We start from the raw sequence: 23791 nt of genomic DNA on the forward strand, positions 1-23791 counted from the left end.
ACACCCAAACATGCCTGAAGACAAAAGCCTGATTGCCGCCCGCGCCGCCGCCGCCCAATATCTGCGCGCGCAGGGCTATGGCGCGGATGCCGCCTATGTCGAGGCGGGCCAGTCCGACGACACGCGCGAGGTGCAGATCGCGCTTGCCTTGCACAAGATCCTGTATGTCGCCCCCACCCCGCCCATCAAATACAAGGGTCGCCGCCTTGTCGGCGAGGAGTGCTGAAATCCCATGAGCCAGTTCTGGAGTCCGCTGGTCCACCGCCTCGCGCCCTATGTGCCGGGCGAACAGCCGCGCGTTGAGGGCCTTATCAAGCTGAACACCAATGAATTGCCCTTTGGCCCCTCGCCCGCCGTGGCCCCGGCGATCGAGGCGGCGGCGCGCGAGGGGTTGCAGCTCTACCCCGATCCGCAATTGGGCACGCTTTGTCAGGCTTTGGCGCAATATCATGGCGTGCCGCGCGATCATGTGTTCGTGGGCAATGGTTCGGACGAGGTGCTGGCCCATGCCTTTGCCGGTCTGCTCAAGCATGACGCGCCGTTGCTCTTCCCCGACATCACCTACAGTTACTATCCCACCTATTGCCGCCTTTTCGACATTGCCTATGAAACCGTGCCGCTCGATGGCGCGATGCGGGTGAATGTCGAGGACTATCGGCGCGAGGCCGGAGCCATAATCCTGCCCAATCCCAATGCGCCCACCGGGGTCGGGCTGGGGCTGGAGGCGGTCGAGCGACTGCTGGCCATGCATCCCGATGCGCCGGTGGTGATCGACGAGGCCTATGTCGATTTCGGCGCGCAAAGCGCTCTGCCCCTGATCGCGCGCCATCCCAATCTGCTGATCGTGCGCACCCTATCGAAATCGCGCGGGCTGGCGGGGTTGCGCGTGGGTTATGCGCTGGGCCGGCCCCATCTCATCGAGGCGCTGGTGCGGGTGAAGGACAGTTTCAACTCCTATCCGCTCGACCGTCTGGCGCAGGCCGGGGCGCTGGCCTCACTGGGCGACGAAGCCTGGTTTCAGCAAGGCCGGGCGGCGATCATCGCAAACCGCGCGCGGCTGGCGGCGGGGCTGGAGCGACTGGGCTTTTCGGTCCTGCCTTCGCAGGCCAATTTCGTCTTTGCCCGCCATGGCGCGCGCGGCGGGGCCGAACTGGCGCAGGCCTTGCGGGCGGAAAAGATCCTTGTGCGCCATTTCAACGCGCCCCGGATCGAGGATTTCCTGCGCATCACCGTGGGCGATGCCGATCAGGTGTCCGCGCTGCTGCAGGGGCTTGGGTCTATTCTGGCGGGTTAAGGCCCTGCCATACATCGGCCAGCAGGCCGCGCAGCCATTGCGAGATCGGATCGGCATCACCATCGCGCCGCCAGCACAGCCTCACCTCGTAGGGGGCGAGCGTCAGCGGCGGCGCGAATGTTGACAGTCCCGTTGAACGCGCCAGCGCCCGCGCGGCATGGCCGGGCAAGGTCGCAATCCAGCCCGAGCCCTGCAAAAAGGGCGGCAGGGCGGCAAATTGCGTCAGCGCGGTGATGATCCGCCGCTTGCGGCCCAGATCCTGCAATGCCTCATCAATGATGCCGCTGCGCCCGGAAAAGGACACCAGCACATGCGGCAGCGCGGTGTAGCCCTCCAGCGTCAGCGGCAGATGGGGCGCCAGCGCATCGCCATCGCCAAGGCACAGGTAGGAAGAGCGGCCGATGGCCTGATGGCGGATGGTTTGTCCCCTCCCCCTGCCGCCCGCGATCATCGCCATGTCGATCTCGCGCGATTCCAGCATCGCAGCGGCGGTCTGGCTGTTGCATTGGCGAAAGATCACCGAGGCTTGCGGCGCCTCGGCCAGCAGGCGGCGGACCAGCGCGGGCCCGCAAGCCAGCATGAAGTCATCCGACATGCCCACCACCAGCGCCCGCGCGATCCCGCCGGGCGCAAAAGGCGGCAGCGGGGCCAGCGCCTCGCTCATCCTGTCGAGCACGGCGCTCAGCACCGGGGCCATGGCGATGGCACGCGGGGTCGGCTCCATGCCCATGCGGCTGCGTACAAAGAGCGGATCCCCGGTGATCGAGCGCAGCCGCGCCAGCGAACCGCTCAGCGCCGACTGGCTCAGGTTCAGGCGGAGCGCCGCGCGCGACACGCTGCGCTCCTCCCATATCGCCAGAAAGCTAGTGGCGAGGTTGAGATCGAGACGAGCAATATCGTTCAGACCGATAATCTTGTTCATAAAATGCGGTTTGCCTGATGATTGGGCTTTACGTCAAATGGCGCCGGTCATCTGCAAAGGATTTTTCATGCCTCAACATCGCGTCGCCGTCGTTCAGGCCGGCAGCCAATTGTTCAACACCCCCCTCACCCTCGACCGCATGGCCGCCCATTGCGAGGATGTGAAGCGGGAGGGCGCGGAACTGGCCGTCTTTCCCGAGGCCTATATCGGCGGCTATCCCAAGGGGCTGGATTTCGGCGCGAGGATCGGCACCCGCACGGCCGAGGGGCGCGAGGATTATCTGCGTTACTGGCGGTCGGCCATCGAGGTGGACGGGCCGGAATGCCGGATCATGGGCGGTTTTGCCGCCGAGATGAAAGCGCATCTGGTGGTCGGCGTGATTGAGCGCGAGGGCGCGACGCTATATTGCTCGGCGCTGTTTTTCGGGCCGGACGGATCGTTGCTCGGCAAGCATCGCAAGCTGATGCCCACGGCCAGCGAACGGCTTGTCTGGGCGCAGGGCGATGGCTCCACCCTGCCCGTCATCGAGACGCCGATGGGGAGGATCGGTTCGGCCATCTGCTGGGAAAATTACATGCCGCTGCTGCGCCAGACGATGTATGCCAAAGGGGTCGATCTGTGGTGCGCTCCCACGGTGGACGAGCGCGAGATCTGGCAGTCCTCGATGCGCCATATTGCCTATGAAGGCCGCATGTTCGTGCTGAGCACCTGCCAGTATATGACGCGGGCCGATGCGCCCGAGGATTATGCGGCCTTTGCCGGATTGGCCCCGGAGGCCGAGCTGATCAAGGGGGGCAGCGTGATCGTCAACCCGATGGGCGAGATTCTGGCAGGGCCCCTGCGCTGGGGCGAAGGCGTGCTGGCCGCGACCATCGACACAGATGATGTGGTGCGGGCGCGCTATGATCTGGATGTGGCGGGCCATTATGCGCGGCCCGACGTGTTTTCACTGCATCTCGATGCTGCGGCAAAACCGCATCTGCATAAGGTCCCCTCAGCCTAAACGGTCGCCAAGCCGCGCGATCAGATCCATCTTTTCATGCAGGATGGCCAAAATAAGCGTTAGCGGTGCGAGAGCCCCACGTTGACGCTGCTGGTTATCGGATTTCGACGTTTCGGGCGCCGCCGATGCGGACGTGAAGCATCTCGACCAGCTCTGGACCGACCTTCCATGACTGAGCCAGGATTTCGCCGGCCTGGCCACGTAGTGCGTTCTGGCGTTGATCCTCAGGCATCATTGTCGTGCAATGGCCGAGGATGGGGGTCAATGGGTGGCCGATTTCCGGATTGGATATGCAGCAGATAGCGCGGGTACTCGGCCCGATCCTGCCCGGCCTCGAAGGCCACTTTCTCATGCTCGCGCGCGAAGGTGGGCAGCTTGAGGTCCTTTAGGTGGTTGGTCAGCAGCACAGAGGGCGGCAGACTGCGAGCATTTTGTTTGACATAAAACTATAATTGGAGCAGCGTGGGGTTAAATGGTTTCGGGAAGAGGTCAAACCAATGAATTTTGAACGCAAGAACCCAATCACAGGTGAAGTGGCGTCTATCGCGCACGCCATGCAGGCCGCCGACATCCCCGCCATCGCGGCGCGTGCTGCGGCGGCGCAGCCTGCCTGGGGCGCGATGGGTCCGAACGCGCGGCGCGCGGTGCTGCAGAAGGCGGCCGATGCGCTGGCAGCCAAGAAGGATGACTTCGTTGCCGCGATGATGGGCGAGATCGGCGCGACGGCCGGTTGGGCGATGTTCAACCTTGGCCTGGCCGTTTCCATGGTGCGCGAGGCCGCGAGTCTGACCACCCAGATTTCGGGCGAAGTGATCCCCTCGGACAAGCCCGGCTGTCTGGCGATGGCGCTGCGTGAACCGGTGGGTGTGATCCTGGGCATTGCGCCGTGGAATGCACCGATCATCCTTGGCGTGCGCGCGATTGCCACGCCTTTGGCCTGCGGCAATGCGGTGATCCTGAAGGCGTCGGAACAGTGCCCGCGCACCCATGCCCTCATCATCGAGGCCTTTGCCGAGGCCGGTTTCCCCGAAGGCGTGGTCAATGTCGTGACCAATGCTCCGGCGGACGCTGCCGATGTGGTGGGCGCGCTGATCGACGCGCCGGAAGTGAAACGCATCAATTTCACCGGCAGCACGGCGGTGGGCCGCATCATCGCCAAGCGCGCGGCCGAGCATCTCAAGCCCTGCCTGCTCGAACTGGGCGGCAAGGCGCCTTTGGTGATCTGCGCCGATGCGGATCTCGACGAGGCGGTCAAGGCGGCAGCGTTCGGCGCCTATATGAACCAGGGCCAGATCTGCATGAGCACCGAGCGGATCATCGTGGTCGAGGATGTGGCCGATACCTTTGCCGAGAAATTCGCCGCCAAGGTCAAGACCCTGACCGCAGGCGATCCGCGTTTGGGCAACACGCCGCTGGGCGGGGTGGTTGATGCCAAGACGGTGGCGCATTGCCACAGCCTTGTGGACGACGCTGTGGCCAAGGGCGCGGTGCTGCTGACGGGCGGGGAAACCACGCTCAATGTCGTGATGCCCGCGCATCTGGTGGACAAGGTGACGCCGGAGATGAAGCTGTTCCGCGATGAGAGCTTCGGCCCCGTCGTCGGCATCATCCGCGCGCGCGATGAAGCCCATGCGATCGAGCTGGCCAATGACACCGAATATGGCCTCTCGGCGGCCGTCTTCACGCGTGACATCGCCAAGGGCCTGCGTCTGGCCAAGCAGATCAAGAGCGGCATCTGCCACGTCAACGGCCCCACCGTCCATGACGAGGCGCAGATGCCCTTCGGCGGCGTCGGCGCCTCAGGCTACGGCCGCTTCGGCGGACGCCAGGGCATCGACAGCTTCACCGAGACACGGTGGATCACGGTGGAAACACAAAACGGGCATTTCCCCATCTGATGCAGGACGGCGCGAAACAGCGCAATTGCTGACATCAGCTTGTTCCCAATACCGCAAGCTGATGTCAGCAAAGCCATCGCAGGCCTCGACCATCCTATACGGGTGGTCGAGGTCTTTTCTTTCGATGCAGGCAGAATTGCGCCTCGCACCATAGGCACCGAGGCGGAACTATCGCCAAGTTATAGAAGTTTAACGACAAATCGAGAAGGGCACAGCGGCCCCTCTCTGTTATGCTTCAAATGGTCAGCCCTTGACCCGCAGCGTCAGATACCATTGGCGCGGCGGGCTGTAGGTGGCAGAGACGAAGCCGATCTGGCCAACGCCCGATTGGTCGAAGCCGCCCGTGACATAGCGCTTGTCGGTCATATTCTGCACGCCAAAGGTCAGCCCGATGCGGTCATCCTTGGCGGTGTAAGAAATCGAACCATTGAGCAGCCCGACATTGCCCGACTGCAAATAGGGCGAGTTTTCAGCGTCGGGATGGCTGTTGCTCTTATAGGTATAATCAAGGTTCGTCGAAATGGCCTTGCCATCACCCAAATCATGATGCCAAAGGCCGCCAAGGGTTGCCGACCACTTGGGCGTATTAACCAGCGCGCTCTGCACCGAATAGGTCACGCCCGGTGCCAGATAGGTGTAATGGGCATCCATATAACCAAGGCTGGCATTGATCGAGAATTCGCCGAATTGACCTTGCGCCTCGGCTTCCGCACCGCGGATCAGCGCCTTGCCGGCATTCTTGATGACCGGCGAAATCCCGACAAACTGGGTCACCTGAATATCGGTGTAATCGGTGTTGAAGGCCGCGATGTTCAGGCGCAGTTTGCGGCCGAAAAGAGTGCTTTTCAGTCCGATTTCATGCGTTTGGGCCTTTTCCGGCTTGAATGTCAGTTGCGAGATGTCGTTAGGCGGGCTGATGACATCGGTCAGGCGCGCGGTCCATCCGCCCGACTTGAAGCCTTGCGAATAGGAGTAATAGGTCATTATCGCCGGGGCCAGCTTGTATTCCAGGCCCGCCTTGATCGAGGCATTGGAGAAGCTCTGGCGATTGACGCCCAGCGGGAAGATCCGCGTGGGATCGTTGGGATCGGGCAGCAAAGCCTTGGCCGACAGGGGCAGCGGCAGATTGGGGTCATAGCCGCGCGAACGCAGGAAGAAGGAGTTGAGATCCTTCTGCTGTCCTTCAAACCGCTTGTCTTCCTTGGTGTAACGCAGGCCAAAAGTGACCCCGAGACGATCGGTCACATCAAAATGCTCATGCGCGAAGGCAGCATAGGCATCATTGCGGAAATAATTGCGGCCATAGATCTGCACCAGACCTTCGCCCAGCACGGGCATATCGGTCAGATTACCGGTTTCGTTGAAATAATAGAGGCCCACAACGCTCTTCAGGCGGTTGTCAAAGGCAGAGCTGATGAACTGAATTTCCTGCGAAGTCTGCGCCTGATTCATGGTAAAGGACGCATCGCCTGCGCCAAAAGGCGTGCCTGCGTTTTCACTGCCAAACGAGGAATGCAGTTCGCGATAGGCCGAAATCGACTTGATCGCGGCATTGGGCGAGAGTGTCCAGTCGACCGTGACCGAGCCACCCCAGGTCTTGAGCTTGTCGTAGTTGCTGCCGCGGGCATAGGTAGTGTCAATGTTGCCCGTTACGAAGGCATCGCTGATGAACAGCCGATTGGTGGCGCCATAAAAGCTGGTACCCACAGTGCCGCGCTTGCTGCACAAAAAGGGCGGCGCGGCACCGGCGACGCAACCGTTATAGGCTGAAAACAGCGTACCATCGCTGCCCCCGGCAAATGTCTTGATCAACGTGATCGGACGAGCGCCCTGATCGACATGCGTGTAATCGGCTTCCAGCAGCACATTCAGGTCCGGGTTGACGATCCACTTGAGCTTTCCGCGCAAATTGACCTGATTTTCATCACCGCGCGTGGTGCCGCCGCTCTGATTGCCGGCGGTGACATAGCTGCCCAGATCGTTGACCGTGCCCGCAGCGCCCGGAAAGGCAATCTGCCTTTGATAGCCGTCCCGCTTTTTGACCGAGAACGACACCTGCGAGAGCAATTTGTCCGCCACAAGCGGCAGGTCAACCGAGCCGCGCACGTCGGTGCGGCTGAAGCTGCCCACGGTGGCATCAAAGGCATAGCGGAAGTTTTTGTCGGGCGCGCGCGTGGTAATATTCAGCGCGCCGCCGATCGTGTTGCGGCCAAACAGCGTGCCCTGCGGGCCTTTGAGCACTTCCATCTGCTGCAGATCGAGCAGGTCGACCACCGCACCCAGCGAACGCGCGAAATAGACGCCATCGATATAAACCCCAACGCCCGGCTCGAGGTTGAAGGAAAAGTCATTCTGGCCGATGCCACGGATCGATGCAGCCAGAATCTGGGAGGAGCCGGCAAAAGCAGCGCTGGTCTTGATTTCGACATTGGGTGTGAACGCGGCCACCTGACTGATTTTGCCCAATCCGCGCCGCTGCAGTGATTCCCCGCTGAAGGCGCTGATAGCGATGGGAACCTTTTGAATGTTTTCAGTGCGATGCTGCGCAGTTACAACGATCTCGCCGACATCGGCTCCCTTCCTGGGCGCTTCTTCCTGAGCTTGCGCTTGCCCAGCCAAAGAGCAAAGACCACCGAGAATTGAACACATTAGCAGTGTGTGCTTCCTCATAAATCCCCCTGAATCATAGTGCAACCGTCCATGCGGCGGGGCGATCATGAGTGATAATGCGGTCCGGTAATTGCTCAGGGCGAGGCTATTTTTTGACTGCAAAGGAACAGGGATTGCGGCGCCTGCCCCCAATGCCTCTTTCGACGCAATGGCTCAGCCAACATGCGCAGCCTTCTTCACGGACTAAAAGCGAGAAAATCATAAAATCGTTCGTTATCTTGCATTTCAGCAATTGAGATTTTGATTTTGAGTAGGGTTTTTGTTAAATACAATCAAATGTTTATATTAATATTAGGTGCGCCCTATCGGCAAAATCGAGATGATAAATCGGCCTTGATATAGTTTTGTTTCAAACTATATTGGCGCAGAACGCCACAGGAAAACACTATGAACCGCGAACCCGCGCAAAATGCGCCCGCTGTCACCGAGGTCGATGGTTTTGACGCCCATACCGCGATCCGAACCCAGCCGCGAAACGGCAAGCTCTGTCTCTATGAACCGAGCATTTGTCCGACGCCCATTACCAAGGGCTCAGGATCGCTCTGAGCGGCGACCTACCCAGATTGTCTAGTCACGCCGCTTCACACAGGCACCTCGGGCATTGTTTGAAACGCGCATCAAACTTCAGGATTTTCTATGTACACCACGTCCAGCGCTTTTCTCGACGCCCTCATTGAACATGGGGTTTCCTATATTTTCGCCAATCTGGGCAGCGATCACCCTGCCCTTGTCGAGGCGATTGCCGAGGCGCGCGCTGCCGGACGCAAAATTCCAGACGTGGTGACCTGCCCCAATGAAATGGTAGGCATGAGCGCGGCGCATGGTTTCTGGCAGGCCAGTGGCGTAGCGCAGGCTGTGGTTGTACATGTGGAATGCGGCACGCAGGCTCTGGCCGGCGCCGTACACAATGCAGCCAAGGGACGTGCGCCAATGCTGATTTTTGCCGGCGCATCTCCCTTTACGCAGCATGGTGAAATGAAAGGGAGCCGGAATGAATTCATCCAGTGGATTCAGGATGTTCACGATCAGCGCGGACTGGTCCGCGGCTATATGCGCTATGACAACGAACTGCGCACGGGCAAGAATGTGAAGGAACTGGTCCACCGCGCGCTCCAATTCGCCAATTCCGATCCCAAAGGGCCGACATATCTGATGGGCGCGCGTGAGGTGATGGAAGAGGAAGTCACGCCCACCCCCGATGATGCCGCGCGCTGGAAAGCGATCGAGCCGGCCGCGCTTGGGATGTCATCGCTCGACGCTATCGGATCGGCCCTGCTGTCGGCCAAGCGCCCACTGATCGTCACCTCTTTTGTGGGCCGTAATCCGGCAGCGGTTGCGCCATTGGTCCGCCTTGCAGAGGCGCTTGGAATTGGCGTGCTGGAGTCGGTGCCCAACGCCATGAATTTCCCCCATGATCACCCGCTCTATCTGGGCAATCAGTGGAACCAGCCCCGGCAAAATCAGGATCTTGCCGAAGCCGATGTCGTTTTGGTGATCGACAGTGATGTCCCCTGGATCCCCACCGTGTCCAAACCGGCCGACGATGCCCGCATTTTCCACATCGACGTGGACCCCTTGAAGGAACAGATGCCATTGTGGCGCATCAATGCGGAGGCGGTCTGCCGCGCGGATGCGGCCACGGCGCTTGAGCAACTGTTGCATTGGCTGGACAGCAAGATAGTGGACGCGGCGCAAGTAGAAGAGCGCCAGCAACACTACGCGGCCCGTCACGCGGAACGCGATGACGAACTGGGCGTGCTGGAAGTGATGCCGGTCGGCACGATCACGCCCGAATATTTTGTCTCCCGTCTGCGCGCGGCTCAGGATGACGAGATGCTTTTCGTGAACGAGGCGATCTCGAATTACCACACCGTGTTCAACCATCTCAGCCTGAACACGCCAGGCCAGATCTTCACCAGCGGCGGTGGATCGCTCGGTTACAATGGCGGCGCGGCCATTGGCGTCAAGCTGGCCCGCCCCGATGCGACCGTGGTGGCATTGACGGGCGATGGTTCGTTCATGTTCACGGTGCCCAGCTCGGTGCACTGGATGGCGCGGCGCTATGAGGCGCCTTTCCTTCAGGTGATCTTCAACAATCGGGGATGGAAATCGCCCAAGCTTTCAACACTGGCGGTTCACCCGGACGGCTTTGCGGCGCATGCCAATGGCCTTGATACTTCATTCGATCCCGCACCCGATTATGTCGGCATTGCAAAGGCCTCTGGCAATGCGTGGGGCCGCCAGATCGTTGACCCGGCGCAGGTGGACGAAGCCATTGCCGAAGCGCTCAGGGTGGTGCGTGAGGAAAAGCGCTGTGCCGTGCTTGACGTTTGGCTGGATCACCACTGAGATGGCCCTGCCACGCCCCCTTCCGACGATCAACGACTATCGTCGTGAAGCCAAGCGCCGCCTGCCCCGCATGGTTTATGACTATGTGGAGGGCGGCGCGGGATCCGAGCGAGGTCTTGACCGCAATCGTGACGCCTTCGCCAAATATTTGTTAAGCCCGCGCCGGCTCGTCAATGTGCAGCAACGCAGGCAAAGTGTTGCTCCGCTGGGTTCTTCCTGGGCAATCCCTTTTGCGGTTGCCCCGATGGGGCTGAATGGAGTCGTGAGGCCCGGCGGCGATCTGACTTTGGCAAAGGCCGCAGAGCGGATGGGCATACCCTTTTGCCTTTCGACCGCATCGACGAGCACCATTGAGGAAGTGGCAGCAGCGACCTCGGGCGAAGTATGGTTCCAGCTCTATGTGGTCCAGCGCAAGCTCGCGGAGGATCTTGTCCGTCGGGCCGCGGCGGCCGGTTGCACCACGCTGGTGCTGACGGTCGATGTGGCGGTCAATGGTGAACGCATTCGCGACAAACGCAGCGGGTTTGGCGTGCCCTTCCGCTATACGCCGCGCATTATGTGGGACGCGGCCACCCATCCGGTGTGGAGCCTGCGTCAGGTTTTCGCCGGATTGCCCGAACTGGCGCATTTCCGCGCTGCGGGTACGGGCGATGTCGAGGCACAGGCAGCATTGATGGGCCGCCAGATGGATGCAAGTTTTGATTGGGAAGCACTCGCCGCGCTGCGAGACGCCTGGCAGGGCAAGCTTTTGGTCAAGGGCATTCTTGCTCCTGACGATGCCCGCCATTGCGAGAAACTGGGTGTGGACGGCCTCATCATTTCAAACCACGGCGCCCGTCAGATCGAGGATGTGATGGCCCCCGTCGATGCATTGCCCGCCATTCGGCGCGCTTGCCGACTGCCCTTGCTGCTCGACAGCGGGATCCGCCACGGCGCAGATGTGGTTAAGGCTATGGCGCTGGGAGCGGCTGGGGCGCTGATCGGCCGACCTTTGCTTTACGGTCTGGCGGCGCGTGGCGAACGCGGAGCAGACGAGGTGCTTGCCTTGCTGCGTCAGCAAATCGACAATACGCTGGCGCTGATCGGATGTCCCGACATCGCAATGCTGGATGAGACCTATATTGCGTAACGAGGTCTAACCCTTGATCCGCTGATTGCGGAATTCACGCGGACTCATGCCAAAACGACTGCGAAAAGCCCGGCTGAAATGGGCGGAATCCTTGAAGCCGCACTCATAGGCGATGGTCGTGACCGATTTTTGCACGGTCACGACTTGACCCAACTGCCTTTGCGCTTCGATCAGGCGGCGGTCCCAAATCATATCAGACAGGCTGGCCCCTCGCTCGGAAAACAACTTGCGCAGATAGCGGTCCGAAATACCCAGACGGCGGGCGATATAGTCGCAATTGAGTTCTTCATTGCCCAGCTCATCCTCCACCAGGCGGATCACACGCTGAACCAGCAAATGGCGAGGTTCGCTCATCCGGTCGACCGGACGCTCGCCCGCCGCCTCGGTCAAAGCTGCCGCGATCAAGGCAAGCATGGTAGTGTTGAGCTGGCGCGCTCCATGATCGCCGATATCCTCAAACTGGGACAGCGTTTCCTCGATCAGCATCGATGCAATGCGCCCCGTCCCGCGTCGACCGGACACTGCCAAAGCCGTCAGATTGCTGATGTCGCTGACATGACGGGCAAAACGGCTGCGCTCGATCCGCACGACATTCATTTCAAAGGGCCGGTCAAGCACCATCTGATAGGGCGTGGTGGTGTCATAAATGGCAAAATCACCGGCCTGCAAACGCGCCTCGCGCCCGCCCTGAACCAAGGTCGAGCTGCCTGAAACGACCTGACTGAGCAGGACGAATTCCTCAGTCGCTTTGCTTGCTCGTTGCCGGTCGCGTGTAACCTGATGCGGGGTGGCGGCTACCTTGATCATGCGCAGATCGCGCATCGGAAGGGACAAGATCGTACCGTGAAACGGGGAATTGCTGGGTTTGGCGCAGTCCAGATCAACCACAGCATCGCACACCGCATCGCGCCAATGAGAGAAATCGGACGACTCGTTACGGAATGTATCTGATGCCAAGCCCATTTTTCACTCCCTGCTACGCACACGTATTTCACTTCAAAACCGCCAAAGTTCTGAAACAAATGTCATCCGCCTGCGAAGCTTATCATTTGGGTTGCCCCGACCACCTCATTTACCGGATGGTTTGATAACCAACATAACCGCAAGGTGCCCGCAACGCAATCTTTCCGGCATTGCAATGGTGCAACACAAAGAACATTTCCCGATTGCATGTGCTTAAGCGCCGCATAGGTGTGATGGCGCCCCTCATGCCTCATCGGCGCCTCTGCATAGGTAGTGGGTCAGGCCCTGTGCCGGAATAGACCAAATTTCGTTCCGCCTGCCAAAATCCCTCCGTCCAGTTCCACGTTAGACCTGCTCGGAGAAAAGCCGCGCGCGGATCTCAAGCAAGACGCGGCGTACAAGTCTGTGTCCCCATTTCCGCCAACCGGGGGCGCGGAGCGGGAGTGATAATGGCTATCCGAATTGAGGGATTTTTATGAAGCAGGCCTATATATTTACGCTGCTTGCAAGCAGCGCGCTGGCATTCCCGGCGACGGCGGCCATGGCGCAGGAAATCACGGCTGCTCAGGGTGCTGCGGCATCGACGCCTGGTGAAATCGTTGTGACGGGCACCCGCCTGGCTACCGATGGCATCAAGGCGCCAACGCCGGTTACCGCCGTTTCCACCGAACAACTCCTCAAGGCATCGCCGGGCAGCCTGGCCGACGCTCTGAATCAGCTTCCCCAGTTGTCGAACTCCTCCAGCTCGACCAGCTATTTTCAGACCAACGCCGATTCCCCCTCGAACGGCAATTATCTCAACCTGCGCGGTATCGGCACCTCGCGTGCGCTGATCCTGTTCGATGGTCAGCGCGCCATCCAGACGAGCTCTTCGGGCGGTGTGGACGTGAACACCTTGCCGCAAATGCTGGTCAAGCGCGTTGAAATCGTGACCGCCGGCGCCTCGGCCACTTATGGTTCGGACGCGGTCAGCGGCGTGGTCAATTATGTCCTTGATCGCAAGTTCAAAGGGCTGAAGTACGAGGCCAACTCCGGCGTTTCGACCTATGGCGATGCGCCGAGCTGGAAGATCGGCGTCGCAGGCGGCACCGATTTTGCGGAGGGCAAGGGCCACATCATCGCCAGCGTCGAGCATTATCAGCAGGACGCGATCAACAACCGTTCGGCCCGCCGCTATGGCGATGGCATCTATACACTGGTGGGCGCGGGCACGGCGGCTGATCCGCTCAAGACCTATGCCAACGCGCGTTTCAACTTTTCTTCGTTCGGGGGTTTGATCCCGGCCTTGGGTCAGACCTTCAAGAATGGTCAGCTCAGCTCTTTCAACCCCGGCACCCCCATTGGCAACACCGGCCAGTCGGTTGGCGGCGATGGCGCGCATTTTGACGGTTTGGGCCTGACCGGCAGCGTCAACACCACGCAGGCCTTCAGCCGCATCTCCTACGACATTTCGCCTGATGTCGAAGGCTTTGTTCAGGGCAGCTTTGCCCGCGCCGAAAATGGCAGCCAATATGGCTATGACTTCAATTTCGGCGGCCTGCTGATTTCGCCCACCAACGCCTTCCTCTCCACCGTTGATCAGGCCAAGCTGGCCGGCGTCAATGGTGGCAATGCGGTTGCCATGTCGCGCTATAACCGCGATCTGGGCCTGCGCACCTCGAAAGCGGTCAACACCAACTACAACATCACGGCGGGCCTGTCGGGTTCGTTGGGCGGGTACAAGTGGAACGTGAGCTATGAGCACGGCCGCAACACCCTCACAATGAACGCCAACGAAATCGACAACCGCAAGCTTTACGCTGCGCTGGACGCTGTCAAAGACGGCAGCGGCAATACCGTTTGCCGGGTTGCGCTGACCAACCCCGGCCTTTACCCCGGATGCAGCCCGCTCAACCTCTTTGGCGAGGGCGCACCTTCAGCCGCCGCAGTAGCCTATGTGCGGGGCACCTCGACCTACAAAATCGTCAATCAGATGGACGATATCGTGGGCAGCATTTCCGGCTCGCCCTTCTCTTTGTGGGCGGGTCCGGTGTCCTTGGCGGTGGGCGGCGAATATCGCCACCAATCGCTTAACCAGTCCAGCAATTCCGACCCCGCTTTGCCAGTGGACTTTACCGGCATCCGCAACGTTCCGGGCGGGGCCACGGCCTATGACTGGACCAATGTCGGTTCAGCGCATGGCAGCTATAATGTGAAGGAGGTCTTTGGCGAAGCCGAGGTGCCGCTGATCAAAGAGGGCCCGCTGGGCAAGTCGTTGACCCTGAACGGCGCGGTCCGCTTCACCGATTATTCGACCAGCGGCAGCGTGGTAACCTGGAAGGCCGGGCTTGTTTACGAGCCGTTCAGCGACTTGCGCATCCGCGCAACACAGTCGCGCGATATTCGGGCGCCCACGCTTTACAACCTCTTTGCCACCGGCTCGGTCAGCGCCAATGCTGTCACCACCGCATCGGGTTCGGTCAACGTGACCCAGACCACCGTTGGCAATCGCAATCTCAAGCCTGAAAAGGGCGACACCACCAGCATCGGTATCGCCTATACGCCGCATCAGGTGCCGGGCCTGCGCATGTCGCTGGACTTTTACCACCTGCGCCTGAAGGATGCGATCTCGACCAACGACGCGCAGACCACCTATAACGACTGCGTGGCCAGCAACGGCACATCACCGGTATGCGCCCTCATCAGCTATGGGCCTGATGGCAAGACGCCTACCGCCGTGGCGCTCTCGCCGGTCAACAGCGCTTCGCTGATGACCGAAGGTTATGACTTTGAAACCAGCTATCGCCATAAGCTGGGCGCGGGCAATATCACGTTCCGCGCGCTGACCAGCTACGTTCCGCACATCAAGCTGAAAACGAGCGCGCTGGCCGCCGAAGAAGAACTGGCGGGCACGGCCAACACGTCGGTGGACGGCAATGCGTCGGGCTATCCCAAGTGGCGCGGCAACTTCTCGATCAATTACAACCTGAACAAGTTCAACCTCTTCATTCAGGAGCGGTGGATCGGCAGCTATCAGCGCTCGACGCGCCCGACCTATGTGATCGACAGCGCCTCGAACAAGATCCCTGATGTGTTCTATACCGATGTGACCATGAGTGTGGATGTGGCCGATGGCCGCTTCCAGCCCTTCCTCAATGTTTCGGATCTCTTCAACCGTCAGGCCCCGCTTTACGCGTCCTACTTTCCGGGCGTGCTCTATCCCGCCGCTCAGTCGGTCCATAGCGTGATGGGTCGCTACTTCACCGTGGGTATCCGCGGCAAGTTCTAAAAAACCCTGCCTAAGGCGGGCGGGATGGCTCTGTCGTCCTGCCCGCCGCTTTTTGAATACAGGTTGAAAGGATCAGGGCATGAAAAGATGGATCCTGGGGGCGATCCCTGCGTTGGGATGCCTGATGGGGGCACTGCCGGTTGCGGGCAAACCTGTTGCCGCCACGGCTGTGGCCTGCGACAGGGGATGTCTGCTCGACAAAGTGCATGAAGTTCTGCTTGGGCTGGAAGCGCATGATGCATCAAAGCTGGTTTTCACCCCCAACGCTCTGATCTATCGCAACGGCAGCAAGACCGATCTCAAGGATGGGATATGGCAGGATGCGACCATCATCACCGGCCGCTCCACTTTTGTCAGTCCCGTTGATAAGCAGGCGGTGTTCATGGGCGTGGTGCGTCGGCGCGATGCCGATCCTGCGCTCTATTTTCTGCGCCTGAAGATTGAAGGCCGCAAGATCAGCGAAATGGAAGAAGTGGTCGCTGGTCCCAAGGATCTGCTCTACGATCCGACGGGTGTTCACACGCCAAAACCGATGTGGAGCGATGTACTGCTCCGGAACGAGCGGGTGCCTGCGCATGAACTGCGCCACATCGCCGATCTCTATTTCCAGTCGATACAGGAACATAATCCCGCGATTGTGCCCTTTCATCCCGATTGCAACCGCACGGAAAACGGCACCCCCACGACCAACACCAACAAGCCGGGCGTCATCACCTCGGACAGTTGCGATATTGGTGTCACCAAATTCGGCTGGATCCCTCATGTGCGCGAACGCCGCTACCCGCTGACCGATGAAGCGCGCGGGATTGTGGTGGGCATCAGCCGCCTTGATGTCGAGCCGGGTTTGCAAAGCAACAATGGCCCCAAGTCCGACCACCCCTTCAGCTTCATCATTTATGAGATTTTCAAGATCGTCGACGGGCGCATTCTGGACATCGAATGCTTCATGATCACCCCGGAAGGTCACCCAGCGGTCTGGCCTTTGAGGAAATAGCAGGACAGCGCGGCCCGAAAGACAGGGATCGCCACATATCAAGCGCAGATTTTTGGGTGGGAGCGAACATGATCAATAATTCCGTCAAGCTGGCCGTTGTTCAGGCTGCGCCTGTTTATCTCGATGCCAATGCCACGGTCGACAAGACCATCACTCTGATTGAGGAGGCCGCGGCCAATGGCGCCGACCTGCTGGCTTTTCCCGAGGTGTGGATCTCCGGCTATCCATGGTGGGCCTGGCTGGGCGCGCCTGCATGGGGCGCACGGTTCATGCCGCGCCTCTATGCCAGCGCCGTGGCCATCGACGGACCTGAGCTTGAGCGCGTGCGGCAGGCCGCCTTGGCCAACAAGATCCATGTTGTCCTTGGATTTAGCGAAAAGGCTGGCGCCAGCCTCTATATATCGCAGGTAGCCTATAGCGACGGAGGCGAGTTGCTCTTCCACCGCCGCAAGCTCAAGCCCACCCATGTCGAGCGTACCGTCTATGGCGAGGGCGACGGCTCCGACCTGACGGTAGTGGACACCAAACTGGGCCGCCTTGGCGCCTTGTGCTGCGCCGAACATGTCCAGCCCCTGTCGAAATTCGCTCTGTTTGCCCAGAACGAACAGATCCATGTCGCCTCTTGGCCGTCCTTCACGCTGTACAAGGAAATTGCCTATGGCCTGACCGCACAGGCCAATCTGGCCGTCAGCCAGGTGCATGCCATTGAGGGGGGCTGCTATGTCCTCCACTCCACCGCGATCACCAGCAAGGAGATGATCGATCTCCTGTGCGACACCGAGGACAAGGTCCGGCTGCTCAACGCCGATGGCGCCGTTGCCGGAGGCGGGTGCAGCATGATCTTTGGCCCCGACGGCAAGCCGCTCGCCGAGCATTTGCTCGAGGATGCTGAGGGCATTCTCTATGCCGACGCTCATATCGACGCGATTGTCGCGGCCAAATCTGTTTTCGATCCGGCAGGGCATTACTGCCGTGCCGATGCCACTCGACTCTTGCTGAACGTCGAGCCGCGTCAGGCGATGGTGAAAATGGGCGGCACTGTGCCATCCGGCGGAGAGCCGGGCGGCGATCCTGCTGCGGCATGACGCCGGGGCGCGTGCCGTTCAAGCTGCTCCCTTTGAAATCCCATTTGCTGATCTGCCATATCCATTTCCGCCCATCGTTGCGACACGATGGCGCATTCAGGGGCGACGACTATGCCATCAATTTCAGCAGCGTCTGGAACGCCGACAGGAAATTTCAGTTACGAACTGCGCGCCGTGGGGCTGCTGGCGGCGGGCTTTGGCCTCGTCGGTCTTGATCGCTGGCTGATCATGCCGCTCGCCCCGCAGATTATGCATGATTTGCGCCTTGATTATCAGGATCTGGGCAATCTGGGGGCGGCCATCGGCCTCTCATGGGGTGTCTTCGCCATCATCATGGGGCGGCTATCCGATCGGATCGGTCGTCGCAAGATCATCATTCCTGCCGTCATCGCCTTTTCGCTGTTGTCGGGTATCAGCGGTTTGGCCACCGGCTTTGCCGGACTGTTTATCGCACGTTTGCTGATGGGGGTCGCCGAGGGCGCCTATTGCCCGACCAGCTATGCCGCCGCGCTTGACGCGTCGCCTGCAAGCCGCCGAGGGATCAATCTGGGCATCATTCAGGGTGCTTTTGCACTGGGCGGCCTCGCACTTGGCCCGATCATCGCCACGCAACTGGCGGCCATCCTGCCATCATGGCGCGATGTCTTTATGCTTGTTTCAATTCCGGGTCTGATCCTTGCCTTCATGCTTTGGCGTGTTCTGCGCGATCCGGTTAACCCCGGACAGTCGGCGCACCACGAGAGCGCTTCCGCCAACTGGCTTGCGCTTTTTGCCTATCGCAACATCTGTGTGGCCATTCCCGCCATCTTTTGTTCGATGAGCGGCATCTTCGTTCTTGGCGTGATGGCTCCTGTCTATCTGACGGACGTGGTGAAGCTGGACAGCGTGACCATGGGCTTCGTGATGTCGGGTTTTGGACTGGGTGGCTTTTTGGGCCAGATCCTGCTGGGTATCCTGTCGGACCGCATTGGGCGCAAGCCTTCGCTCTTTATCGCTTTTATTGTGGGCGCGGCGGCTTTGGCGGCGCTTGTTCTATGGGTTCAATCGCCAACGGCAATCTTTGCCGCGCTGTTTATGGCCGCATTCTGCTGCTGCGGCGCCAACGCTCTTCTGGCCGGGCCCATTTCAGGCGAATGCGTGCCGTCAACCATGGCGTCCAGTGCTATGGGTCTGGTCATCGGCCTTGGCGAGATTTTCGGCGGAGGCGTTGCCCCCTCGATCGGCGGCGCTATTGCCATGGCTGGCGGGCTGAAAATGACGCTGCTGACGGTTGATGTGGTGTTGGTGGCAGGAGCTGCGGCGACACTTTTTCTCAAAGAAACGGCGCCGCAAATCGTGGCTAGGCGTTAATGTGCTGAGCCGCAAAGTGCCGTAGCCATGCTAATTTGCTCCAACCCCAAAAAGGCATGCAGTATGAGCGCGGCCACCGCGAGGACTTTCGCGGTGGCCGCGCTCATTACCCCGTATATCGGTTGCAAAACCCTTGCGCTTCATTCGGAGATGACCGACAGCAATTTTCAGATCAGGCACTCAGGAAATTTTCAGAAATGGCAAAGCGCCCCGCTAACCGCGCCCGGCTCAAAAGCCCGCAGGCACATCACGAGCTTACAAAAAGCCTTGACGGAGTACTCGCTTTTCAACTGCGCAGAGCGCAGGAAGCGTCGTTTGCAGCCTTCGCCCAAAAGGTGGGTGAATCAGACATCTGGCCTGGGTGGTATGCGCTGCTCACCATTGTCCATAATAATCCCGGTATTACCCAGACCGAATTGAGCAAGGCCAGCGGGCGGGACAAATCCACACTCACAGCCTCGCTTCGCGAACTCAGCCGCAAAGGTCTTATTGTAAGAGATCGCGATCCGGGGGATCAGCGCCGTATTCGCCTTTCGCTCAGCCAGGAGGGGGAAAGCCATCTGCAAACATTGCGCGCCCATGCAGAAGCGCATGACGCCCAGTTTGAAGCCATTGTGGGCCAGGAAAACCGCCAGGCACTTCTCGCAATTCTGAAGGATATCGCGGACCAGTTTACAAGGTTTGCCGAACCGACCGCAACGCGAGACTGAAGCAAGGCAATACGCGTTAGCTTTAATCCCCGACAGCTTGACCTGTTGAGACATGGCATGCCAGCCGACTCCGGATGAAAATATAAAAGCAGCGGGCCTAGTGCCAAGCCCGCTGCATTGATGTGCAATTCAACCTGCGGTCGAATTACCAGCGCTTAGAGTCTGTTTGGAAAATTGGCTTTTGGGGTTGTCACGTTGGGGTTGGTCTGATTCAGGCTCTGGATGTGGACACAGCAGAGCCGGGGGCGAATGGCCCAGATTGCCAAGAAGACGAAGCGCTACCCCAGCGACCTGACCGATGAGGAATGGGAGCGCATGGCGCCGCTGATGCCCAAGCCGGGGCGGCGGGGCCGCCCTCGCGAAGTGGATTTTCGCGAGGTCATCAATGCGGTGCGCTATCTTGTGCGTTCGGGCTGTGGCTGGCGGATGCTGCCGATCCATTTCGGGGCGTGGCAGACGGTCTATGGCTGGTTCCGGGAATTGGCGCGCAGGTTCCTCTTCCAGACGATCCACGACATCGAATTGATGCTCGATCGCGAGCGCTGCGGGCGGGAGCAAAGCCCGAGCGCGGGTGTGATCGACAGCCAGTCGGTCAAGGCTCCATCGGCAGAAAAGCGCGGGTTTGACGCGGGCAAGAAGGTGCTCGGGCGCAAGCGGCACATCGCCGTCGATACCGATGGCAGGCTGCTGATGGTCAACCTCACCACGGCGGATATTTCCGACAGTGCCGGTGCACAGGCCATCCTCGAGGGTATCCGCAAGCGCTGGCCTTGGGTCAAACACCTCTTCGCCGATGGGGCCTATGATCGCCTCAAGCTCATGGACAAGGCCAGCTATCTCGACTTCGTCATCGAGGTCATCCGCCGCAGCGACAATCAGCAGGGTTTCAAGGTCTTGCCCCGGCGTTGGGTCGTCGAGAGAACCTTTGGCTGGATGACCCGGTGGCGCAGGCTTGTGCGCGACTATGAAAAGCGGATCGACGTTTCACACGCCATGATCCTCGTCGCCATGGGCGGTAACCTCCTACGCCGAAACGCTCACACCTGATTTTCCAAACGGACTCTTAGCTGTCTGGTTGCGACACATCATTGGCATAGTACAAGATGTCGTCGACTTTAGTCATAAGATCATCGGGTGCCGGTGGTTTGTAAAGAGGATTGGAGAGCGTGGGTATCGATGCGATCCGCTCCTCCACCTTCTGGTGGTGAGCTTCCTTGAAGCACGCGCTGTCGTCGTCGATTGTACGCGCGGTTGAAGCCGGTCAGCAGGATTTCGAGATCGGCGTGGCCGCCAACATTGATGCCCAATACCTCGCTGGCAATACGGCCATTGAAGCGTTCGACCATACCGTTGGTTTGCGGCGTATAAGGCTTTGTCGCGCGATGAATGACTTTGAGCTGCGCGCAGATGCGTTCAAAATCATCAGCTGTGAAGCAGGATCCCCGGTCCGTCAGGACATGGGTGATGCGGAACGGGAAGGCCTTTCTGGCAACCTTGAGGAAGGTGATGGCGTTTGCGGCATTTTCGGCGTCGTAGACGCTGAGATGGACGAACCGTGAGCAGCGATCGATGGCCACATAGAGGAAGCGCTTGCGGATCTCGCCATCCGCGGTGCGCAGTTTGGGCAGATGTTTTACATCGATGTGCACGAAGCCCAGATCATCGTCTTTGAAGCTGCATTGTCCTTTGCGCGACTGCTCACCGGTTTGGGCGGGCGGCGGTTGAGCCCCTCGGACTTAAGCACCCGATAGATGCTGTCGCGATTGAGGTGTGGCAGAAAATGCCGGAGCACGAAGGTGAGATCGTCCAGGGGGAAACCCGTGGCTCGGCGTACCGCGCAGATAATCGCGCGCTCTTCCTCGCTCATGCGCCAGGCCAGTCGTTTGGGCCAGCTCGAGCGATCCTGGATCGCCTGTTCTCCACGTTTGCGCCACTTGCGCACGGTTTCGTCACTGATGCCATAGCGCTTGGCCACAACACTGGCGGGCTCGGCCGAACGAGCAATTTCCGCCCGTACAGCAGGTGTGGTCCGGCCTTGGGGATGTATTTGCACCATCACGAAGCCTCATCAGCAAGTGCGGAAAAGCGCCACGCATGATCTGCGATAGCCTCATTTACCATGTCCCAATGATGTGTCGCAACCAGACAGCTAGGCCGTGAACCCATAAACGGGAAAACCGGGGCTTGATTGGTTTGCCGCCGCTTGCCGGTTCAGGCTCGAACCTCAAGACCAGTCATCAGCGTCAGCGTTCCGCCGCGTTAGGTGTAGTCGGTTGGAGTTTCAGTGCGGATCCATTCCAATCCGCGTGATGGTTTTCATCGTTTCCTCCTATCAAATCCTCCGGCGTCGCCGCGCCGCAGGTTGAACCTTGATCGCAGGGTCGTCCACACCAACGCCTTGAGCCTTAGCGGCCTCGACCTTGGCCTGGATGCGTGGCGGCGCGCTGTCGATGACCTCCGGAGGCTTGTCTGCGCGCCACGCGCCCCATTGGCTGGCCGTTGCCTGGGGATCGGTGTCGATGATAAGCGCGATGGCGCCAGCGGCTTCAGCAGCAGCGGCGAAGTTCACCGAAAGCGTGGTTTTGCCTGAGCCGCCCTTCTGGCTGACGATGGCGATGATGGTCATGGAGATTTCCTTGCCCGTTCACATGTGGACGTGTGGGCTTGTGAGTGTGTGGACGTGCGGGCTGGTTGGGTTACCAAGCAGCATCACCCGTCAGGTTTGACGCGCCGCTCCATACTGGCCAGTAGCCTCGCGGTCAGATGGGCCAGTGGGCCAGCCTGCGACTCCATAGGTGACCAAGGCACTGGGATTGTGATGGTGCCTGCTGGACGTTGCGCTCGGTGGCCCGGAACAGACCAGCAAGGTTCACACCTGCCGAGCCCGCCCGCCGCACCATGCCCGCCAGACACCTTGCCGGTGAGCCAACTCGATAGGGGGGCCCCAGCGGTAGTCCGGCATTCCGGTCGATCAGCAGCACATTGAGCGCCGCCCGTTCCCGACCGAACTGCTGGCAAGCCCGACCCCAGGTGCTCTGGGAGATCCCAAGCCGTCCACAACTGCGCCACGATGCCTCGGCAAGGTTGGGCCAGTTCGGCCCACCCAGCGCTTCGACGATGCCACAATAGCTCTCGGTGGCCACCATCAACGCGGTCACTGGCCGGATGCAATCGAGCGGATCGCGGGCTGGCGCTGTACATCTTCGTGGTGAGTTTTGGTTCTGTATATTGGGCGCGCAGTTTTCTTCCGGCGCGTCGGAAGTTTTCAGTGCACGGGGATCGGGCTCTGGCCCGGATTCCGGATGGTGTTCGATGGCGGCGAGCATGGCGGACAAGGCCTCGCGGATGGCGATCAGGCGGTCGATATTGGTGATCCGCGCCGTGCGGCCATCAGGCAGGATGGTTTCGGCGCGCTCAGATCTTCGTCGCCCGCCTCGCGGATGCGCTGGCCCAGTTGACGGATCTCGGCGCGGCACTGCTGGATGGCACGGGCTTGAAATTGCCTTGGCCTGCATCTCGGCAAAGCGTTCGACCAGCGAGGCCAGATTGATGCCTGCGGCCCAGACCACGATCCCATCCTGTCGGTCGCCAGCGCGTTCGCCGTTGATCCCGGCATTGCGGACGATGAAGCCGGCCTGCTCCAGTTCCCGCTCGGCCGAATTGATCGAACGTGGCGTCAGACCCAAGGCCTCTGCAAAGCGACAGGCTTGGGTCCAGACAGCACAGATCCGGCCTGACAGATAATCGCCGTCCATGGTCTTGAGCACATAATGCCGGACCAAAGCCACTGCCGTCGACGACAGACCAAATCCCGGCATCGCCACCTGCTCAAACAGACGCAGCAGGTCGAACCGGCCAACGCCCGTTGGCAGCCCCCTATGGGCAAGGGTGGTGCTCATGTTGCCCCTCCCCTCGATGCAAATTTTGCCCCTCCGCGCGAGGCAGGATAATCACCAGCCGTAGCCTTGCAGCTACGAATAGGGCCGAAGGCAAGGGTGGCAGACCTACCAACGGTTCGCCGACGGTCGTCACTGCGTGTCTTGCGCGTTTGGTGTCAAAACAACGGTTTTCAGCATGGCCCAAGGGGGCAAAGGAGGTGTGCCGACTTTTGTGACGGAAGGTGTTGCGCTTCGATGCGTGTCTTGCCCGTTCTGCG

Annotated in this window: 17 protein-coding genes and 3 pseudogenes; 13 read left to right on the plus strand and 7 right to left on the minus strand. The window is 60.2% G+C overall.

Translation table 11 applies throughout. The features are described from left to right. Positions 1–10: 10 nt before the first annotated feature. Both FHW92_RS18450 and hisC read left to right on the plus strand, forming a co-directional pair. Positions 11–226 carry a hypothetical protein gene (locus tag FHW92_RS18450; protein ID WP_168604755.1) on the plus strand — a complete coding sequence of 72 codons (216 nt, stop codon included), beginning with the start codon at positions 11–13 and terminating at the stop codon, positions 224–226. Between the two features lie 6 nt (positions 227–232). After that, positions 233–1294 (plus strand): histidinol-phosphate transaminase, encoded by a 1062-nt coding sequence (gene hisC / locus FHW92_RS18455; RefSeq protein WP_168604756.1) that lies wholly within the window; start codon positions 233–235, stop codon positions 1292–1294. Here the strand turns inward: hisC and FHW92_RS18460 are convergent. Next, the gene (locus FHW92_RS18460) at positions 1278–2216 is read right to left on the minus strand and encodes a LysR family transcriptional regulator (RefSeq protein ID WP_172249396.1); all 939 of its coding nucleotides are present in this window, start codon (positions 2214–2216) and stop codon (positions 1278–1280) included. The genes hisC and FHW92_RS18460 overlap by 17 nt on opposite strands. A 67-nt stretch (positions 2217–2283) precedes the next feature. Here FHW92_RS18460 and FHW92_RS18465 point away from each other — a divergent pair, with 67 nt between their 5' ends. Next, positions 2284–3219, plus strand: a complete 936-nt coding sequence (locus FHW92_RS18465; protein WP_168604757.1) for a carbon-nitrogen hydrolase family protein — start codon at positions 2284–2286, stop codon at positions 3217–3219. A gap of 224 nt (positions 3220–3443) precedes the next feature. Here FHW92_RS18465 and FHW92_RS18470 read toward each other — a convergent pair whose 3' ends face one another. Next, entirely contained in the window at positions 3444–3626 is a 183-nt protein-coding gene (locus FHW92_RS18470) for a hypothetical protein (protein ID WP_210428589.1), read from the minus strand. A 90-nt stretch (positions 3627–3716) separates the two neighbouring features. Between FHW92_RS18470 and FHW92_RS18475 the strand changes: the two genes are divergently transcribed. After that, positions 3717–5117, plus strand: a complete 1401-nt coding sequence (locus tag FHW92_RS18475; RefSeq protein WP_168604758.1) for an aldehyde dehydrogenase — start codon at positions 3717–3719, stop codon at positions 5115–5117. A 243-nt stretch (positions 5118–5360) separates the two neighbouring features. Here FHW92_RS18475 and FHW92_RS18480 read toward each other — a convergent pair whose 3' ends face one another. Continuing rightward, on the minus strand, positions 5361–7835 hold the full coding sequence (locus FHW92_RS18480; RefSeq protein ID WP_349237709.1) for a TonB-dependent receptor: 2475 nt from the start codon (positions 7833–7835) through the stop codon (positions 5361–5363). A gap of 339 nt (positions 7836–8174) precedes the next feature. On the opposite strand from FHW92_RS18480, the gene FHW92_RS18485 reads away from it, so the two are divergent. From FHW92_RS18485 to FHW92_RS18495, 3 genes are all read left to right on the plus strand, one after another. Then, positions 8175–8333 (plus strand): hypothetical protein, encoded by a 159-nt coding sequence (locus FHW92_RS18485; RefSeq protein ID WP_168604760.1) that lies wholly within the window; start codon positions 8175–8177, stop codon positions 8331–8333. A gap of 90 nt (positions 8334–8423) precedes the next feature. Then, positions 8424–10136 carry a thiamine pyrophosphate-requiring protein gene (locus FHW92_RS18490; RefSeq protein ID WP_168604761.1) on the plus strand — a complete coding sequence of 571 codons (1713 nt, stop codon included), beginning with the start codon at positions 8424–8426 and terminating at the stop codon, positions 10134–10136. A 1-nt stretch (position 10137) separates the two neighbouring features. Then, positions 10138–11265, plus strand: coding sequence for an alpha-hydroxy-acid oxidizing protein (locus FHW92_RS18495; RefSeq protein WP_168604923.1), 1128 nt, complete (start codon positions 10138–10140; stop codon positions 11263–11265). 6 nt (positions 11266–11271) lie between these two features. On the opposite strand, the gene FHW92_RS18500 is transcribed toward FHW92_RS18495, so the two are convergent. After that, a complete protein-coding gene (locus tag FHW92_RS18500; protein ID WP_168604762.1) occupies positions 11272–12228 on the minus strand; it encodes a helix-turn-helix domain-containing protein in 957 nt (318 codons plus the stop codon). Positions 12229–12703: 475 nt separating this feature from the next. Here FHW92_RS18500 and FHW92_RS18505 point away from each other — a divergent pair, with 475 nt between their 5' ends. From FHW92_RS18505 to FHW92_RS18530, 6 genes are all read left to right on the plus strand, one after another. Continuing rightward, positions 12704–15496: a TonB-dependent receptor gene (locus FHW92_RS18505; RefSeq protein WP_168604763.1), complete on the plus strand. Its 2793-nt coding sequence runs from the start codon at positions 12704–12706 to the stop codon at positions 15494–15496. Between the two features lie 79 nt (positions 15497–15575). Further along, positions 15576–16490 carry a hypothetical protein gene (locus tag FHW92_RS18510; protein WP_168604764.1) on the plus strand — a complete coding sequence of 305 codons (915 nt, stop codon included), beginning with the start codon at positions 15576–15578 and terminating at the stop codon, positions 16488–16490. 68 nt (positions 16491–16558) lie between these two features. Next, positions 16559–17575 carry a carbon-nitrogen hydrolase family protein gene (locus FHW92_RS18515; protein ID WP_168604765.1) on the plus strand — a complete coding sequence of 339 codons (1017 nt, stop codon included), beginning with the start codon at positions 16559–16561 and terminating at the stop codon, positions 17573–17575. A 111-nt stretch (positions 17576–17686) separates the two neighbouring features. After that, the gene (locus FHW92_RS18520) at positions 17687–18925 is read left to right on the plus strand and encodes an MFS transporter (RefSeq protein ID WP_168604766.1); all 1239 of its coding nucleotides are present in this window, start codon (positions 17687–17689) and stop codon (positions 18923–18925) included. 56 nt (positions 18926–18981) lie between these two features. Then, on the plus strand, positions 18982–19635 hold the full coding sequence (locus FHW92_RS18525; RefSeq protein WP_210428590.1) for a MarR family transcriptional regulator: 654 nt from the start codon (positions 18982–18984) through the stop codon (positions 19633–19635). Between the two features lie 222 nt (positions 19636–19857). Further along, positions 19858–20682, plus strand: coding sequence for an IS5 family transposase (locus tag FHW92_RS18530; RefSeq protein ID WP_168604767.1), 825 nt, complete (start codon positions 19858–19860; stop codon positions 20680–20682). Between the two features lie 16 nt (positions 20683–20698). Here the strand turns inward: FHW92_RS18530 and FHW92_RS18535 are convergent. The 3 pseudogenes from FHW92_RS18535 to FHW92_RS18545 form a co-directional block, all read right to left on the minus strand. Further along, positions 20699–21691, minus strand: a pseudogene (locus tag FHW92_RS18535) (IS481 family transposase). 339 nt (positions 21692–22030) lie between these two features. Further along, positions 22031–22261, minus strand: a pseudogene (locus FHW92_RS18540) (AAA family ATPase); the annotation flags it as partial. Between the two features lie 83 nt (positions 22262–22344). Next, positions 22345–23534 (minus strand): annotated as a pseudogene (locus FHW92_RS18545) (helix-turn-helix domain-containing protein). Positions 23535–23791: the final 257 nt, after the last annotated feature.

The organism is Novosphingobium sp. SG707 (assembly GCF_012275515.1).
Taxonomy (GTDB): Bacteria; Pseudomonadota; Alphaproteobacteria; order Sphingomonadales; family Sphingomonadaceae; genus Novosphingobium.